This is a genomic window from Steroidobacter agaridevorans (assembly GCF_009932555.1).
In the GTDB taxonomy this organism is placed as follows: domain Bacteria; phylum Pseudomonadota; class Gammaproteobacteria; order Steroidobacterales; family Steroidobacteraceae; genus Steroidobacter; species Steroidobacter agaridevorans.
In genome coordinates this window covers 547,545-562,970 of record NZ_BLJO01000004.1, presented here as the reverse complement: position 1 = coordinate 562,970, position 15,426 = coordinate 547,545, and the positions used below count along the sequence as shown (strand labels likewise).

Below are 15,426 nucleotides of genomic sequence, written 5' to 3'. Positions count from 1 at the left end.
ATCGTAGGCTGTTCGCAGGGATCAGGGAAGGTTCAGCGTCGCCCGATAGTCCTGCAGATCGCGCTCACAATGCACGCGTTCTTCTTCGAGCTGACGGATCTGGGTCTTCAATCGCCCGACCCGCTCACCGAGATTCTTCACGTCCAGCACTGCCTGCGCACGCTCCTCGGCCGTGCCCTCGCTGCTGATCGCCACCGCCGATCGGGTGACGATGTCGGACTCGGCGGCACGTAAGTCACTGCGCCGCGAGTCGAGTTGATGAGAAACGTTCGAGAGCCGCGATTCGAGCGTATAGAGCTGGCGACCGGAGTGATAGGCATCGGCAAAGGCCTGATCGAGATCGGACGGACACAGGCCGGCGTAGCTGCCGCCTTGCGAGCCCAGCCGGAAACCATTCGCCGGCACGCAATACTCGCGCAATCCCTGCGCCCGGCCTTCCTGGTAAGCGGTGAGGTCCGGAGTCACGCCGTGCTTCGCGCATGCCTTGCGATGCTGGCCGATGCGATCGCCGGAATATCCCTGCGCGCCGTCCTCGAAACCGACGGTGCGCCAGTCCACGGTCAGGCATTCCTCCCGATCCATGGTCGCGCAACCGCCGATAGCCAGCAGCAGCATTGCCGCACCAGCACGCGCCATCGACTGGTATTTTGCCGTTCGCATGTGAGTCTGCCCTCGAGGGAGGCCAAGGCGCTAAAGTACCGGGGCGGCAGGGATTGCTACGTGAGCTATGTCACAATCGCCCCTTGTTGAATTGAGCAAGGGCACGGAGCGTCGACCATGACCCAGATCGCACTACTCGGCGTCCCGCACGACGAGAACTCCTCTTATCTCAGGGGCCCGGCCGAGGCGCCGGATCTGATCCGTCGCGAGTTGCACAACGATGCCTACAGCCTGTGGAGCGAAACCGGCGTCGATCTGAGTGCGCCGGGCCGGCTCGTGGATCTTGGAAACATCCAGTTCGATGGCGCCACCGACCCGTGGGATCTCATCGAGCGGTCCGTTGACAAGGCGTTGGCATCGGGCGGCCCGCTGATCTGTCTCGGCGGCGATCATGCGGTGACGTATCCCATCATGCGCGGGGTTCGAAAGCACCATGCGAGCCTGACGATTCTTCATATCGACGCACATGCCGATATCTATCACGCCTACCAGGACAATCCTCGCTCGCACGCCTCTCCGTTCGCGCGAATCATGGAAGAGAAGCTGACGGACCGGTTGATCCAAGTCGGGCTGCGGACCATCTGCGATGAGCACCGCCAGCAGTTCAAACGTTTCAACGTCGAGGTGATCGAAGCCGGGCGCTGGAGCGATTGCATGCGGCTGGAGTTCGAGACGCCGGTCTATATCTCGCTCGATATCGACGGCCTCGATCCCGCCTTCGCCCCCGGCGTGTCACATCGCGAGCCCGGCGGTCCGTCGCCGCGCCAGGTGCTCGATTTGATCCAGTCGATCAAGCAGCCCATCGTCGCCGCCGACATCGTCGAGTACAACCCACGGTGCGACATCTCCAACCAGACGACCCTGGTCGCCGCCAAGATGCTGAAAGAAATTGCCGGGATGATGGTCAAGAACCGAGCCTAAGCCCGACGCTTCGCCGTATGATGCGCTCCTCGGCACAAGCGCCGGCATGACGCCGCGCGTGACATAACCCGCCATCGTCAAGGGTGCACGGATGTTTCATTCAGAATGGCTCCCGACCCGCGCCACTGTCCTCCGCACATTCGCACTTGCGTTCAGCATCGGACTGACCTGGCCAGCATCGGCCGGCACCAACACGTTCACTCCCGTCGGCCCGGAAGGCGGCGGCGTGAACGACCTCGCCTGGCACCCCGCCGATGCAAACATCGTCTATGCAGCGACCAACGGCGGCATCTATCGCTCGACCGATGCCGGCGCGCACTGGCAGCTGGTGCACGATCGGATAAACGAAGCGCCGCGCGCGCTCGCCATTCATCCTTCGCAGCCGAATCGAGTATTTGCCGCCGGGCTCAATTCCCACGTGCTTGCCAGCACCGATGCCGGCGCAACCTGGACCACCCTCGACAATTTCTCTGAACCGGCCTGGGACATCGAATACAGCCCCGACGGCAGCGTGCTGTACGTGGTATCCATCAGGCATATCTTTCGCAGCACCGACCATGGCGCTACCTGGCAGCAGGGCGGCGAAATATCGCCGACCATCAACATGACTCATACGCTGCTCATCGACAGCGCCGATCCGCAGGTGTTGTATGTAACAGCGTCGACCGAAGGCTTTCGGAGCAACGACGGAGGCCAGACCTGGGCCCCCTGGCTCATGCCGGCCACGACCGTGGAGGATTTCGCCATGGTGGGGTCGCGCATCTGGGCGGCGACGTATCAAGGCACCTTCTTTAGTGACAACCGTGGCACGAGCTGGACCGCGGCGCTGGCAGGGACTTCGATGGCAGTGACCGTCGATCCCAACGATCCGCAAATCGTTTATTCGGGCACGCTCCATGGCCTGCAGCGCTCGACCGATGATGGCGCGCACTGGACCCACATTCGCGGCAGCGTGCCCGGCAGCACCAGCGATGACGCGGGAACGACGCGGGCGATCGCCGTCGACGCGTCGGATCCAGACCATCTGCTGATCGCGGGCTCCTCCGGCATCTCGGCGACATCGGATGGCGGTGCAAGTTGGAACGCGAGCCACAGCGGTATTCGTGCACTGGGACAAGCCAAACTCATCAGCGCGCCGGGCTCGGATCGCATCTACGTGCAGGCTCCCTACGAAGGTTTGTTCGCGATCTCCGCCGCCGATGGCAGCAGCGTGGGACTGAACAATCCGCAGTTGCGCCAGCTCGACGGCATCGACGCCGACACGATCGACGCTTACAGCCTGCTGGTGGTGCCGGGCTCGCCCGATCGACTGTTGGCTCCGATCGTTCGAGGCGTGGCGCACTCCGCCGACGGCGGCATTTCCTGGACCGCGCACCACGATCCCGACTTCGTCAACGAGTACGTCACCGAAGTCGTCTCCACCTCCAACGACAATCGAACGCTGCTGGCCATGACGCTGACGCGGGGCCTGTTCGAAAGCGTCGACGGCGGGATCGACTGGACGCCGCTGAACCCGTTGAACGGTTACGAGGTGATGAATGCCCTCGTCAGCGCGCCTTCCAATCCGCGGACGCTCTATTTGATTGCTCGCGTCGAGCTCGCTGGCGGCCAGCTGCCCACGTTCGAAAATGTGTTGCTGCGTTCCTTGGACGGTGGCGCGAACTGGTCGAGACTCGTCACCCCGGATCCACAGTTGGTGGCGGTGGCGGTCGACCCGACCGACGATCGGACGGTTTACCTGAGCTCCCTTCTCAACGGTCTCTCCAAATCGACCGATGGCGGCGACCACTGGGCACGACTGCCGGTGCCGCCACCGTCCCCGCTACCCATCTACGCCATCGCCATCGATCCCCAGAACCCGAGCATCGTGTACTCCGGCGACACGGAGTCCATCCATCGCTCGGTCGATGGCGGTCAGTCCTGGGAGACCTTGCTCGATGATGGGCCGCGGGTCGGCTATTTCTGGTCATTGGTCGTCGATGCACAGCGACCTCACAACCTGTACGCATCCATTGCCGGACAGGGCGTGGAACAAATCAGCATCGAGCCGGATCTCGAGCTCACCGCGACATCGGCGTCGACGCGCGTCGGTTCCGGAATCAGCGCCGCTTATTCGTTCCGCGCAAGCAATGCTGGGCCGTTCGCTGCGACTAACGTTCGCACGCAGGTGCAATTGCCAACAGGTGCAACCAATGTGAGCGCGACGAGCACGAATGGCACGTGCTCGGTGGCAGCCAACGTCGTGACGTGCGTTGCTTCAGCACTCGCCGTCGACTCGCACGCCGACATCACCATCAACTCGACACAACCGAGTGTCGGCAACTACGCGCTGCAGGCCTCGATGGAAGGCGATCAACCCGACACCGCGATGGCAAACAACACCGTGACGACTAACATCACGGTCGTCGAACCAATTGGGGGAGTTATCGTGGAAGGTGGCGGCAGTAACGGTGGTGGTGGCGGTGGTGGCGGCGGCAGCACCTCGCCATGGATGCTGCTCGCCTTGTTGCTGCTGCTGGCCGCACGCCCGGCGCGGCGGCCGCAGCCGGTGGGTTAAGGAATTTCCGGCTCGACCAGTTTGGCGAGCTGCTCGAGCGATTCCTGCCAGCCGAGATAGCAACCGTCCTCCGGGATCACCTCGGGAATGCCTTCCTGCACGATGTTGATCGCCACGCCGCACGACACCGGCGTGATGACGATGGTCGTCGGCATCTCGCCCGGCAGATTCGGGTCGTCGAAGGTGCTGACGTAACTGATCTTCTGGTTCGGCACCAGTTCCTTGTACGTGCCGCCGAAGGAATGCGCCTGCCCGGTGTTGAAGTTGGTGAACGACGCGCGGTACTTGCCGCCCACCTTGGCATCCAGCTGGTCCACCTTGCAGGTGAATCCATACGGCGGCAGCCATTTCGCGAACGCCTGGGGCTCGAGGAATGCGCGATAGACGCGCTCCGGCTTGGTACGAAGTACGCGGTGCAATCGGACTGTGCCTGGCATGACTCTCTCCTGTGAATAATTGGGGGTTCGAGCCAAGGACGGCCCAGCACGGCCGCCGCCGACATCGCCACCCAACTATTCGATCATACCGGCGCCCACAGCGGCGCCCGCGCACAAAACGACGGGCGCGCCCGAACAGCCTCAGTTCGCAGCAGGCAGGAACGTAACGTTCGACGGCTGATTGATCGGTAGCCACGCCTCGCCCGGCGTCAGCTTGCCGCTCGCGGGATCGACGGAGAATACGTTGATCGAATTGGACGCATTGTTCGCCACGAGCAACCAGCGACCCGTTGGATCCAGAGAGAAGTCCCACGGCGTCTTGCCTGTCGCCGAAATGCGCTGGACTTCCGTCAGCTTGCCGGTCTGCTCGTCCACTGCATACACCTGCATGGAATTTGCGCCACGGTTGGACGCGTAAACAAAACGTCCATCGCTGCTCGCTTGAATGTGTGCGGCATTCCTGGCGCCCGCGAACGACGGCTCATCCATCGGCACGATCTGCACCTGCTGCAAGGCGCCGCTCTCGGCATCCCAGCGATACGAAACCAGGTCGGCGCTCAACTCCGTCACCAGGAACACGAATCTTCCACTCGGATGAAATGCCAGGTGTCTCGGCCCCGAGCCGGGCGCCAAAGAAACAAACGGTGGCGTGCCCGGAGTGAGCTGATGTGTCGCCGTATCGAAGCGATAAACGAACACTCGATCCGCGCCGAGATCGGCCGCCAGTACATAGCGATGCGAAGGGTCGACCACTACACCATGCGCATGCGGAGAGGTCTGCCGGCGATGCGGACCGGTGCCGTAGTTGCTTTGCTTCGCATATAGATCGCCGAGACGCCCATCGTTCGCGACTGGGAACCAGCTCACATGCCCTGTGCGGAAGTGAGCAACGAAGATCGACTTCGATTCTGTATCGAACGTGAGATGCGTAGCGCCGCCTCCCCCAGAGGCCACACTGTTTAGCGTGCTCAGCTTGCCGGTGGCCTTATCCGCACTGAAGGCGAACACGTTCGATTCGCTTTGTGCCTCGCCGGTCGGATCGCTAACGGCGTAGATCACGGGAAGGGTTGGGTGCGCGAGCAGCCACGTCGGCCGGTTGACATCGGCCACCACGCCGGCCGGCGTCAACCGCCCGGTCTTCGAATCGAAGCGCGCAGCCGCGATGCCCTGCCCTGGCTCGGTGGATCGGTTGCCAAAATAGACCCAATGCTCCGCAGCGCGCGACGGCGCAGCGGCGAACACCATCGACAGCAGCAAAGCGCGCCACATCGTCATCGACTCCCCCTTTCAACGATCGAACTCACATACGCAAACAGCGGCGCCGTGCAGACACAGCGCCACTGTAGCGACGACCCGTCAGCTCACGGCTTGGGAATGTACAGCGGCATCGCGTCTTCCCAAAGCGTATCGGTGATGGCGTACTTGCCGCTGCCGTCGGCATTCATGACCCAGTTCTGCCCGTCCGGCTGGAACGTGTTCTCGTAAAGAGCCACTTCGTCGCGGAACCCGAACATGCCGGTGCTCCACAGGAGCTTGCCGTCGTAGCGCCAGATCGCATGCCCGTCGTTCGCGCCCGAAGTCGTCAGCCGCTTGAGGCCCGTGCCGTCCGGCTTGATGGTGTACACGTCGAAGTTGGTTGCATCCACTCGACGCGTGAACACGATCTTCGTGCCATCGGGCGACCAGCTCGGCAGATTGTCGGCCTCGGTGGTCAGGACCTGAGTGGTGCGATCCGTGAGGTTCAGAATGCGCAGGCCCTTCACCGTCTCGCTCCACACTCGATACACGATCCTGTTGCCGTCTGCCGAGTAGCTCGGAAAGCCCGAGTGAATCGAGCCGTCGGTCAGCACTTCCAGGCCCGTGCCGTCGATGCGGATGCGCTGGATGCTGGCGACACCGGTGCGACGCTCCTGGAACCACTGGCCGACGCCGAACGCGAGCCACTGGCCGTCCGGCGACCACGTCGGCTGGAACGCACCGGCCAGGCCGCGCGCCACTTGATCCGGCGGCAGACCGCTCATCGTGGAGTCGTACACACGACGACGATTCGCGCCGTCCTGCGCATCCATCACGTCGATGGACGAGTTGATGTGCTTCGCCGTGATGGCCAGGGTCGACTGGTCCTTCGACAACATCGGGAACACGTCGGTGTACTTGTATTCCCAATCGCTATCGAAGCTGTACATCGGCGCGTACTGCGCATACGCCGGCAGGAACGAGACCTTCTCGTAGATCACCTTGCCGTTCGACGAATAACGTGGCGACCGCCAGCCCTTCATCGCGGCCGATGTGCCTGCCGTCGTGTAGATGCCTTCGAGCGGGCCGCCCTTGATGTGATACGCAATGGTCGTGGCATCCAGATACTGCGGGAACACTTTATAGCCACCGCCGGTGGTGTGCTCGGTGCGCGTCCCTGTCGCTACATCGACAGACACGATCTGCGACGACACCGTCGCGATACGCTCCGGCCGACGGGCGCCCCACGTCTCTTCAGTAGTGCTCTCATAGAACACGATGCGCTTGCTGTCCGGCGACCACGACGGCGAGCCCTGCGAATAGCCGGCGCGCGTCGCGACCTGACGCCAGCCCCAGCCGTCGGGCTTGATGACATAGATGCTGTTTTCCTGCGTGCGCTCCCAGCCATTGGGCGCGTCGTGACCACGCCACTCGCTGTTGCGATCCGAGGAGAACGCAATCCACTTGCCGTCGGGCGACCACGCCGGCTTCATGTAGCTGTGCGGCCTGCTGGGATCGAACGGAATCGAGCCGGTGAGATTCTTCAACGCGCCGGTCGCAAGGTTGAGCGTCCAAACATTCGCCCAACCGGTGTTGCGCGAAGAAACAAACGCGATGAACTTGCCGTCCGGCGAGAACACCGCCGAGTCGTCCACGGCCGAATGATTCGTCAGCCGCTGCACGCCCGTGCCATCCACTTTAGCGCGATAGATGTTCGAATTGCCGCGACCGTCGCGCTCCGACGTGAACACGACCCACTGGCCGTCCCTGGAGTACGAGGCGTGATAATCCATTTGCGACGTCGCGAACAGCGGCGTCTCGCCCGTGCCATCCGCATTCGCGATGTACAGGTCGGACTTGGTGGGACCGATCCGATTCAACAGGATGCTGCCCCGGACGCCGCCGCCTTGCGTGACGGCCGCCGGGACCAGATTCCAAGTATCGGCGTCTTCAGCCAGAGCGGCCGGGCCGTACGCCTGGGCGGCGAACAGGGTCACGGCAACTCCACTCAGAATTTTGCTTACGTGCATTGCTTCCTTCCCCCGTGTGTGATCCTTCGGTTCTCGACGCCGGGGATCTTTACACCGCGCCTCCGCCCATCCCTGATTGGATTCGAGTCATTGGATATAACTTCGGCCCGCGATCCGGCAGCGGCGCGCCCGAAGATGTGTAACGATCCCGCTTCGAGATTTCTGGAGAAGACATGGCCCGGATCGTTCTTGGAATGGCGGTGCCCCACAGCGGCATGCTGGGCAAAGCCGCCGAAAGCCTGCTGGAAGACGGCGAGCGCGATCGCAAGAATCCGCAGTTGTGGTTCCGTAACCGCAGCTGGACCTTTCCGGAGCTGGCCGCCGCTCGCGCCCACGAAGGCCTCGAGAAGCTTCTGACGCTCGAAGAACGCCGTGCTCGCATGGCTCGCTGCGGCCAGGCGCTGGAAACACTGCGACGTGTGTATCGCGAGCATCAGCCCGACGTCGCGATCATCCTGGGCAAGGACCAGAAGGAAATATTCATCGATACGTCGCCGTCGCTGGCGATCTACATGGGCGACACCATCCACAACGGTCCGCCGCAACGCGCCGTGTATGCGCCCGACAAAGCAGTGACGTATCCGGCGCATCCGGAGCTGGCGCTGCATCTGATCGAGTCATTCCAGGACGCCGGCTTCGACATGACCGAAGTGCTGAAGTGGCCGGACAACGTCTGGATGAAGCCGCCGGGGCAGGTCGTGCCGCATGCGTATGGATTCATCTATCACCAGATCATGCGCGACGACGTGGTGCCGAACGTGCCCATCGTCATGAACACGTTCTATCCGCCGAATCAGCCGTCGATGCGCCGGAGCATTCAATTCGGCAAGACGCTGTTCGAAGCCATCAAGGCGTGGGACAGCGACAAGAAAGTGGCGCTGATCGCCTCGGGCGGGCTGTCGCACTTCGTGTGGGACGAGCAGCTCGACCAGACCTTCATGAAGTACTTTCGCGAGTACGACTTCGAGGGCCTGGCCCAGATCGACAACAACTCGTATCAGTCCGGCACGTCGGAAGTGAAGCTGTATGTGCCGGTGATGGTCGCCACCTCACAGCTCGGCTTCAAGATGAACGTGGTCGACTATGTGCCCGTGATTCGCACCGAAGCCGGCACCGGCGAAGGCTTCGGCTTCTTCTACTGGTCCGCGAACTAAACCTTACTTGATCTGCGCCGGCGTCAACGCCGGCCGCAGCGCCGACTGAATGCTCTGACTGCCGCTGTTGCGGTTCTCGGTGAGGCGCTTGAGCACCGTCTCCGGCTTCAGCGAGCCCACGACCTGGCGATGGATCAGCTCCATGAAGTTGGCCTGCAGCTGCGTCGGCAGCCAGTTCTCGCGCGTCATCAACCCGATGTAGGGCACCGGCTCGATCGGGCCGAACGGCACCGCCGCCAGCGCGTCCTCCTCATACAACAACTCATAGGAGGTCAGCAGCGTCAGCCGGTCGCTCTGGGACAGCAGCAAACGCACCGTCGGCAGCGAACACGTCGCGATGCGCGCCAACGGTGGCCGGCGGCCTTCGAACAGCTTGTCGTAGCGAATGCGCCGGGCAGCGCCGGGCGTGCCGATGATCCACTCGTGATCAGCGAGATCGTCGAGCGTGACGTGGGATTTCTGATTGAGCGGATGACCGTGGCGCGCGACGACGACATACGGGGTCGCGGCCAACGCCTGATGTTTCAAGTCAGCAGCGACGCGATCCCTCAACAGGCCGATGACGACGTCGACATCGCCGCTGCGCAGATAGCGGAGCATGTCGTCGGCATTGCCGTTCAGAATGCGCACGTTCGCATTCGGATACATCGAGACGAACTCGTTGATCACCGACGCGAGCAGCACGCTGCCCGCGAGCAGCATCGCGCCGATGACGATTTCACCGCCGATGTTGCCGCGAGCGGCTTCGACCTCTTCGATGCCCCACTGAATCTCACGCAGCGCCAGCTTCACCTTCCGAGCGAACTCTGCGGCGGCCGGCGTTGCGACGATGCCTGATGCAGTCTGTGTGTAGAGCGGCGTACGCAGGTTGCGCTCGAGATCGCGGGCGGCCCGCTGCAGCGATGTTTGTGAAACACCGAGCGAACGTGCCGCTTGCGCGAACGAACCGTTCTCGACGATGGCGATAAGACTGCGGATCTGAGTCTTCGAGATGCGACCCGCGATGCGCGCGACCGGAATGGGCCGGCTGGGCACGCCGAGATCGATCAGCGCCTGCTCGAACTGAGCGAACAAGCGCTGCGTGCGGCGATGGAAGATGATGCCGAATTCGTTGAGATAGCTGCCGCTGGCGCGCCGGTCGAGCAGCGTGACGCCCATCTGCTCTTCGAGCTTGGCGATGGCCTGAGTCACCGCCGGTTGGGACAAATGGCATTCGTCCGAGGCCCGCCGCACCCCGTGCAGCTGACCGACGCTGTCGAACACCTTGAGGTGACGGATGCTGGTAGGAAACTCCGTCGGCTGCACACTCGACTCGCTCATGCCACCCCCAACCGAATCTTATACGCCGCAGTCTAGCCCAGGATGGCGCCACCAGCTGTAGTCAATTGTTACGCGGCCGGGATCCGGAACGCCGGTGATAACTGCACCGGATCGACGATCAACTCCAGCACGGCGGGCTTGCCGCTGGCTGCCGCCCGACGATACGCCGCCGGAAAGCCTTCCGTGGTTTCGAGCCGCTCCGCGAATGCACCATAACTCCGGGCCATCGCGACGAAGTCCGGGTTCACGATATCCGTCGCAACAACCCGGCCGGGATAACGCCGTTCCTGATGCATGCGAATCGTGCCGTAGGTTCCGTTGTTGACCACGAGTGCGATCACGTTGGCGCCATGCTGAACCGCCGTGCCCAACTCTTGCGGATACATCTGGAAACAACCATCGCCCGCGAACGCGATCACTTCCCGATCCGGATAACGCAGCTTGCCCGCGATCGCCGCCGGCACGCCGTAACCCATCGCGCCGCTGGTCGGCGCCAATTCGGTTCGAAGCTGTCGATAGCGGAAGTAGCGATGCACCCAGACCGTGTAGTTGCCCGCGCCGTTCGCAATGAGCGCGTCGTCTTTGAGATGCTCGCTGAGCCAGGACACGACAGCCGCCATATCGACGTACTTCGCCGTCGGAGCTGCCGGCGTGCTGAATTTCAGATACGCCTCGCGCGCTTCTCGCAACCACGTCGTGCGTTTGTCGCGGCCAGCCACATCGACGCCGGGCAACGCATCGGCGAAATCAGCCAGGCCGCAGGCAATCGCCAGCTCAGGCTGATACACGCGCCCCAACTCGTTCGCCTCCGGATGCACGTGAATCAGCGCCTGGCGCGGCACCGTCGGTGTCAGCAGCGAATATCCATTCGTCGTGTTCTCGCCAAGACGCGATCCGATAGAGACAACCAGGTCTGCGCTCTTCAACCGTTCCGTCAGGGTCGCATCGGCCCCGAGACCGAGGTGGCCGCAGTAGTTGTCGTGACGATTGTCGACCAGATCCTGACGACGGAAGCTGGCGACTAACGGCAATTCATTCCGACGCGCGAACTCGACGAGATTGCGACAGCTGCTCGCAGTCCAGCCAGTGCCGCCGACCACGAGCAGCGGTTTCGATGCTGCGCCAATCATCGTCGAGAACACATCGAGATCGGTGGCCCGCGGAGCGGCACTAGCAGCGCTGATGGGCTTTGCGTACGCCGGCGGTGTGATGACTTCCGACAACACGTCTTCGGGCAGCGAGAGCACAACCGGCCCCGCCCTGCCCGACATCGCAACTCGATAGGCTCGCGCAATATACTCTGGAATTCGAGCGGCGCTATCGATCTCCGCCGCCCACTTGGCGAGCGGAGCAAACATCGCGCGGAAGTCGACTTCCTGGAATCCCTCGCGATCGCGTGCATGTCGCGCGACCTGACCGATGAACAGGATCATCGGCGTGGAATCCTGAAATGCCGTGTGCACACCTACCGTCGCATGCGTCGCACCCGGACCGCGCGTGACGAAACAAATGCCCGGACGGCCAGTGAGCTTGCCGTCCGCCTCGGCCATGTTGGCAGCGGCGCCCTCATGCCGGGCGCTCACTACCGCTATCTCGGACGCATCGTGTAATGCATCCAGCACGGGCAAATAACTTTCGCCCGGCACGCAATACACCCGATCGACGCCCTGCGCGCGCAGCGCCTCTACCAGAATCTGGCCACCTGTCGCCTTGTCCACTCGTCAAACATCCAGGCTGGCAGTCAAGTCATTGAACAGCTCATCGACCTTGAAACGGCGCGGAATGATTTTCTGCTCGTACGACCAGTCGATCGCCATCTCCAGGCCCTTGCGGTTCGCCTCCAGGCCCAGCGGCGGCAGCCCCGACACTACTGACGACGGCGCGTGCGTGCGGCTCTGTTTGATCATGCGCGCGATCTCACGCACCACATCCGGACGCTGCTTGGTCAAGTCCTCATGCACGACGAACAAATGATTGATGGGGATCACGCCCTCGCGCTCGTACCACTGAGCGGCGGCCTTGTGCGGATCCGGCACCAGCGTGCGAACGCGCGGGTCCTTCGGCATGTCGACGCCTAGAATCGCGGCCGCGACTTCTCCCTTCAACATCATCTCGTCGATCTTGCTTCCCTTGGGCAATTTGCGGCAGTTCGGCGGATCGCTGTATTCGCTCAGATGCGATTCATCGACCGTCACCCAGGTGACCTTGTCGAGATCGACGCCGTACTCGTGCTGAAGAATGCCGCGCACCCACAGACCTGTCGTTTGCGCATACGTGCGCACGCCGACGACTCGACCTTCGATGTCCTTTGGCTGCAACTCGCCGTGCTCGATGTTGAATCCGATGCAGTGATGCTGGAAGCGACCCGAGATCGGCGTCGGCAACAGCACCCACGGCTTGCCGTACGACCTGGCTTGCAGATAAGTGATGATGGCCAGTTCGCCGCAGTCGAAAGCGTTCTCACGCAGCATGGCTTTGAAGCCATCGTGCGCCGTCTTCGGGCCGCAGCAATCCAGAGTCACCAGAGGGGACGTGACGCGGCCGTCTTTCATGGCCAGGGTCACGGGGTAATCGGCGAGGTTGGTTCGCAGCTTCAGCGATTGGGCAGTGGTCATAGGCCGCCACGATGCCCCCGGCGCCGAGCTTGGCGCTAATCCAAAGCGGGTGCTGAGTTATAAGTATTGCGTCGGCCCGGCCAGGGCGTGGATTTCTATTGTAGGACAGGGAGTTAGGATCCGAGGGGCACTCGGCGAGCGCCCCTCGGACCGAGCGACGCTAGCGGTTTGCTTCGACGTGGCGAGTGAAGTTGTCCAGGATCGCCTGCCAGCCGCCGCGTTGTTCTTCGACGGAATGAGTCGACTCGCCGTCGAACGTCACACGCACCTTGACCCCTTTCGGGCTCTCGCTGAACTCGACCTGCGCAACGCGGTCGCCGAACGAATACTCGATCAGCTTGTGTTTCACGATGTTCGTGTACACGCCCGCGAAGTCAAATCCCATGCTGCCGTCTTTGGCTTCCATTCGTGAGGAGAATGCGCCGCCGACGCGCAAATCGACCGTGGCAGCAGTTGTGTGCCAGTCATCGGACGCGGCATTCCATTTCTTGATGTCCTCGGGCGTCGTATAGGCACGCCAGACGTTCTCGATCGGCGCGGCAACGGTGGTTTCGACAGTAATTTTCATGACGGTTTCCTTGGTCTGATGGCTCTCTTCATCGCTCCGACTATCGGTATTTCCTGGCGACCTCATCCAGGAGCGTCCGAAGATCGGATTGCGCATACCACTTGCCCTTCGCCATGACGCCGAGCGGCTCGCGAAGAGTCGAAAGATCCTCGAGCGGATTCTTTGCTGAATAAATCAGGTCGGCTCGGCTGCCAGGTGCGATCGTCCCGAAGGGAGCAGCCGAGCGCACGGAGCGGCGAATGAACTCGCCCGGCACGCGGGTAGCCGCCGCAAGCACCTCGTATCGAGTCAGACCTGCGTGCTCGAGTGCGTAAAGATTCTCATGAACCGAGTAGCCCGGAATCAGGCCTGGAATGGTGGGCGCATCGGTGCCGACAACCAATGGCACGCCCGCATTGCTCATGTCCTTGGTGAAGCGCGAGAGGAAGCTCAGTCTGTCAGTCAGGTCGCCGCTCCGCTTCGCGTAGCCGGCCGATGTCCATTCGATGCGCCGCTGGGGAGACAGATGACGAATCTCGGGCGCTTGCATGAAGGTCGCGACGACGGCCGGGCGCCCCCATTGGCGCGCAATGGTTGCGTATGTATTCAGGTCCGCAGTCACGAAGGCGCCGTAACGCTTGATCGATGCGATCACGCCTGGAATCTGCTCCGGGCTGGGCGGGCGATCGTTCGAACTGGAAAACATCGCGTACAGAAACTCTTCCGTATGAGCCACCAGCACCTGACCCGCGGCGAGCTGACGCTCGAGCCCGACCTGAGAAACACCATGACCGGCGACGGCGATCTGCTGGCGCCTGCCCTCTTCGATGAGAGCCTCGAAGCATTCCGCTGAAAGATCGTTATAGACCTTGATGAAATCGTAGCCGTTGGTCTTGGCGAGACGAACGATCCAGCGCGCTTCATCCGGCGTGGTAATCACGAAATGCCCGTAGCGAGGCGAGCCATCGACGACGAACGCAGCGTAGACCTGCGGCCCCGGAATCTTGCCGCCGTCGACCGCCGGGCGGATCTGCCCCATGAAGGCCGAGGATGCCTCTCCCATGTGGAGTACCGTGGTGACGCCGTTGGCCAGATAAAGCGCCAGGTCTGCAGCCGTATCGGCATGCGTATGCATGTCGGCGAGGCCCGGTGACAGGAACCTGCTTCCCTGGCCATCGATGATCTGCGCGTCTTTCGGCACGTCGACCGAAGCGCCGATCGCGACGATCTTGCCGTTCTCGACCAGCACGGTTTGACCAGGCAGCACCCGATCCGAATCCATCGGCAGCACGTTGACTGCGACGAAGGCTGTGATCGGTGGCTGCTGAGGCGCTTGCGCGCGAGCCGGCAAGCAGCAGAGCACGCTGAGAAAAATCGCCAGGAGGGCGACGTTGTTAGGTGACATCACGCAGCTTCCGTAACGCCTCCAACAAAAACTTGAGCTCCGAGGCCGTGAATAACGAGGTGAAGCGTTCTTCGTGCTTGGCAACGCGTGCCTTGGCCTTGCGCAATAAATTTTGACCCGCAGGCGTGAGATAGAGCTCCTGGCGGCGCCGATCGGCGCTCGATTGTTTCCGAAGCAGCAATCCACGCTCATCGAGACGATCGACGATCGCCATCGTGGTCGCACGATCCATGCCGAGTGCATCGGCAGCCGACACCTGCGCAGTGCCGGGATTGCTATTGATGAGCCACAACATGGCGGCCTGCTTTTGCGTGATGCCCAGGTCGGCCACCGCGGCGATGAAGTGCCGATGCATCGCCGCGTTCGCGCGACGCAACCGATAGCCGAGAAATCCCTCGAGCTCCTCGGTGAGCGGCGGCAACTCGTCCAGATCTTCCGCCAGGTCATCCACCTTCGCTTTCGAGCTGCGCGACATCGATTCTTCCGAAACAAACTGCGACCGCTGCAATGTAGCGGCTTGCGATTTCATTCGCAACACGAATAG

The 15,426-nt window shown here is 62.4% G+C and carries 13 protein-coding genes; 3 read left to right on the top strand and 10 right to left on the bottom strand.

Annotation, left to right across the window (positions count from 1 at the left end):
- Nucleotides 1–21: 21 nt before the first annotated feature.
- Nucleotides 22–660, bottom strand: coding sequence for a DUF2799 domain-containing protein (locus GYH35_RS17160; RefSeq protein WP_161811132.1), 639 nt, complete (start codon nt 658–660; stop codon nt 22–24).
- A 117-nt stretch (nt 661–777) separates the two neighbouring features.
- Here GYH35_RS17160 and GYH35_RS17155 point away from each other — a divergent pair, with 117 nt between their 5' ends.
- Both GYH35_RS17155 and GYH35_RS17150 read left to right on the top strand, forming a co-directional pair.
- On the top strand, nt 778–1,581 hold the full coding sequence (locus GYH35_RS17155) for an agmatinase family protein (RefSeq protein ID WP_161811131.1): 804 nt from the start codon (nt 778–780) through the stop codon (nt 1,579–1,581).
- 91 nt (nt 1,582–1,672) lie between these two features.
- Nucleotides 1,673–4,138, top strand: a complete 2,466-nt coding sequence (locus GYH35_RS17150; protein WP_161829041.1) for a DUF11 domain-containing protein — start codon at nt 1,673–1,675, stop codon at nt 4,136–4,138.
- Here the strand turns inward: GYH35_RS17150 and GYH35_RS17145 are convergent.
- The 3 genes from GYH35_RS17145 to GYH35_RS17135 form a co-directional block, all read right to left on the bottom strand.
- Nucleotides 4,135–4,575 carry an SRPBCC family protein gene (locus tag GYH35_RS17145; RefSeq protein ID WP_161811129.1) on the bottom strand — a complete coding sequence of 147 codons (441 nt, stop codon included), beginning with the start codon at nt 4,573–4,575 and terminating at the stop codon, nt 4,135–4,137. The two genes, GYH35_RS17150 and GYH35_RS17145, sit on opposite strands and share 4 nt — an antisense overlap.
- 141 nt (nt 4,576–4,716) lie before the next feature.
- Nucleotides 4,717–5,850 carry a lactonase family protein gene (locus GYH35_RS17140; RefSeq protein ID WP_161829040.1) on the bottom strand — a complete coding sequence of 378 codons (1,134 nt, stop codon included), beginning with the start codon at nt 5,848–5,850 and terminating at the stop codon, nt 4,717–4,719.
- 86 nt (nt 5,851–5,936) lie between these two features.
- The gene (locus tag GYH35_RS17135) at nt 5,937–7,841 is read right to left on the bottom strand and encodes a PD40 domain-containing protein (RefSeq protein ID WP_161829039.1); all 1,905 of its coding nucleotides are present in this window, start codon (nt 7,839–7,841) and stop codon (nt 5,937–5,939) included.
- Nucleotides 7,842–8,014: 173 nt separating this feature from the next.
- Between GYH35_RS17135 and GYH35_RS17130 the strand changes: the two genes are divergently transcribed.
- On the top strand, nt 8,015–8,995 hold the full coding sequence (locus GYH35_RS17130) for a DODA-type extradiol aromatic ring-opening family dioxygenase (protein WP_161829038.1): 981 nt from the start codon (nt 8,015–8,017) through the stop codon (nt 8,993–8,995).
- A gap of 3 nt (nt 8,996–8,998) precedes the next feature.
- On the opposite strand, the gene GYH35_RS17125 is transcribed toward GYH35_RS17130, so the two are convergent.
- The 6 genes from GYH35_RS17125 to GYH35_RS17100 form a co-directional block, all read right to left on the bottom strand.
- A complete protein-coding gene (locus GYH35_RS17125) occupies nt 8,999–10,315 on the bottom strand; it encodes a LysR family transcriptional regulator (protein WP_161811125.1) in 1,317 nt (438 codons plus the stop codon).
- 68 nt (nt 10,316–10,383) lie between these two features.
- Complete coding sequence (locus tag GYH35_RS17120) at nt 10,384–12,033, bottom strand: thiamine pyrophosphate-binding protein (RefSeq protein ID WP_161829037.1); 1,650 nt, start codon at nt 12,031–12,033, stop codon at nt 10,384–10,386.
- Nucleotides 12,034–12,036: 3 nt separating this feature from the next.
- Nucleotides 12,037–12,930: a substrate-binding domain-containing protein gene (locus GYH35_RS17115; RefSeq protein WP_161829036.1), complete on the bottom strand. Its 894-nt coding sequence runs from the start codon at nt 12,928–12,930 to the stop codon at nt 12,037–12,039.
- Nucleotides 12,931–13,090: 160 nt separating this feature from the next.
- Nucleotides 13,091–13,498 carry an SRPBCC family protein gene (locus GYH35_RS17110; protein ID WP_161829035.1) on the bottom strand — a complete coding sequence of 136 codons (408 nt, stop codon included), beginning with the start codon at nt 13,496–13,498 and terminating at the stop codon, nt 13,091–13,093.
- 40 nt (nt 13,499–13,538) lie between these two features.
- Entirely contained in the window at nt 13,539–14,882 is a 1,344-nt protein-coding gene (locus tag GYH35_RS17105) for an amidohydrolase family protein (protein WP_235936808.1), read from the bottom strand.
- The gene (locus GYH35_RS17100) at nt 14,872–15,411 is read right to left on the bottom strand and encodes a MarR family winged helix-turn-helix transcriptional regulator (protein ID WP_161829033.1); all 540 of its coding nucleotides are present in this window, start codon (nt 15,409–15,411) and stop codon (nt 14,872–14,874) included. Before GYH35_RS17100 ends, GYH35_RS17105 begins: the two co-directional genes overlap by 11 nt.
- Nucleotides 15,412–15,426 lie beyond the last annotated feature (15 nt).

Bases quoted from the DNA above. Each gene is read 5' to 3' on its own strand.
- GYH35_RS17115 (WP_161829036.1), bottom strand. From the start codon at position 12,930: ATGACCACTGCCCAATCGCTGAAGCTGCGAACCAACCTCGCCGATTAC.
- GYH35_RS17145 (WP_161811129.1), bottom strand. From the start codon at position 4,575: ATGCCAGGCACAGTCCGATTGCACCGCGTACTTCGTACCAAGCCGGAG.
- GYH35_RS17100 (WP_161829033.1), bottom strand. From the start codon at position 15,411: ATGAAATCGCAAGCCGCTACATTGCAGCGGTCGCAGTTTGTTTCGGAA.
- GYH35_RS17150 (WP_161829041.1), top strand. From the start codon at position 1,673: ATGTTTCATTCAGAATGGCTCCCGACCCGCGCCACTGTCCTCCGCACA.
- GYH35_RS17130 (WP_161829038.1), top strand. From the start codon at position 8,015: ATGGCCCGGATCGTTCTTGGAATGGCGGTGCCCCACAGCGGCATGCTG.
- GYH35_RS17155 (WP_161811131.1), top strand. From the start codon at position 778: ATGACCCAGATCGCACTACTCGGCGTCCCGCACGACGAGAACTCCTCT.
- GYH35_RS17125 (WP_161811125.1), bottom strand. From the start codon at position 10,315: ATGAGCGAGTCGAGTGTGCAGCCGACGGAGTTTCCTACCAGCATCCGT.
- GYH35_RS17110 (WP_161829035.1), bottom strand. From the start codon at position 13,498: ATGAAAATTACTGTCGAAACCACCGTTGCCGCGCCGATCGAGAACGTC.
- GYH35_RS17135 (WP_161829039.1), bottom strand. From the start codon at position 7,841: ATGCACGTAAGCAAAATTCTGAGTGGAGTTGCCGTGACCCTGTTCGCC.
- GYH35_RS17160 (WP_161811132.1), bottom strand. From the start codon at position 660: ATGCGAACGGCAAAATACCAGTCGATGGCGCGTGCTGGTGCGGCAATG.
- GYH35_RS17105 (WP_235936808.1), bottom strand. From the start codon at position 14,882: ATGTCACCTAACAACGTCGCCCTCCTGGCGATTTTTCTCAGCGTGCTC.
- GYH35_RS17140 (WP_161829040.1), bottom strand. From the start codon at position 5,850: ATGACGATGTGGCGCGCTTTGCTGCTGTCGATGGTGTTCGCCGCTGCG.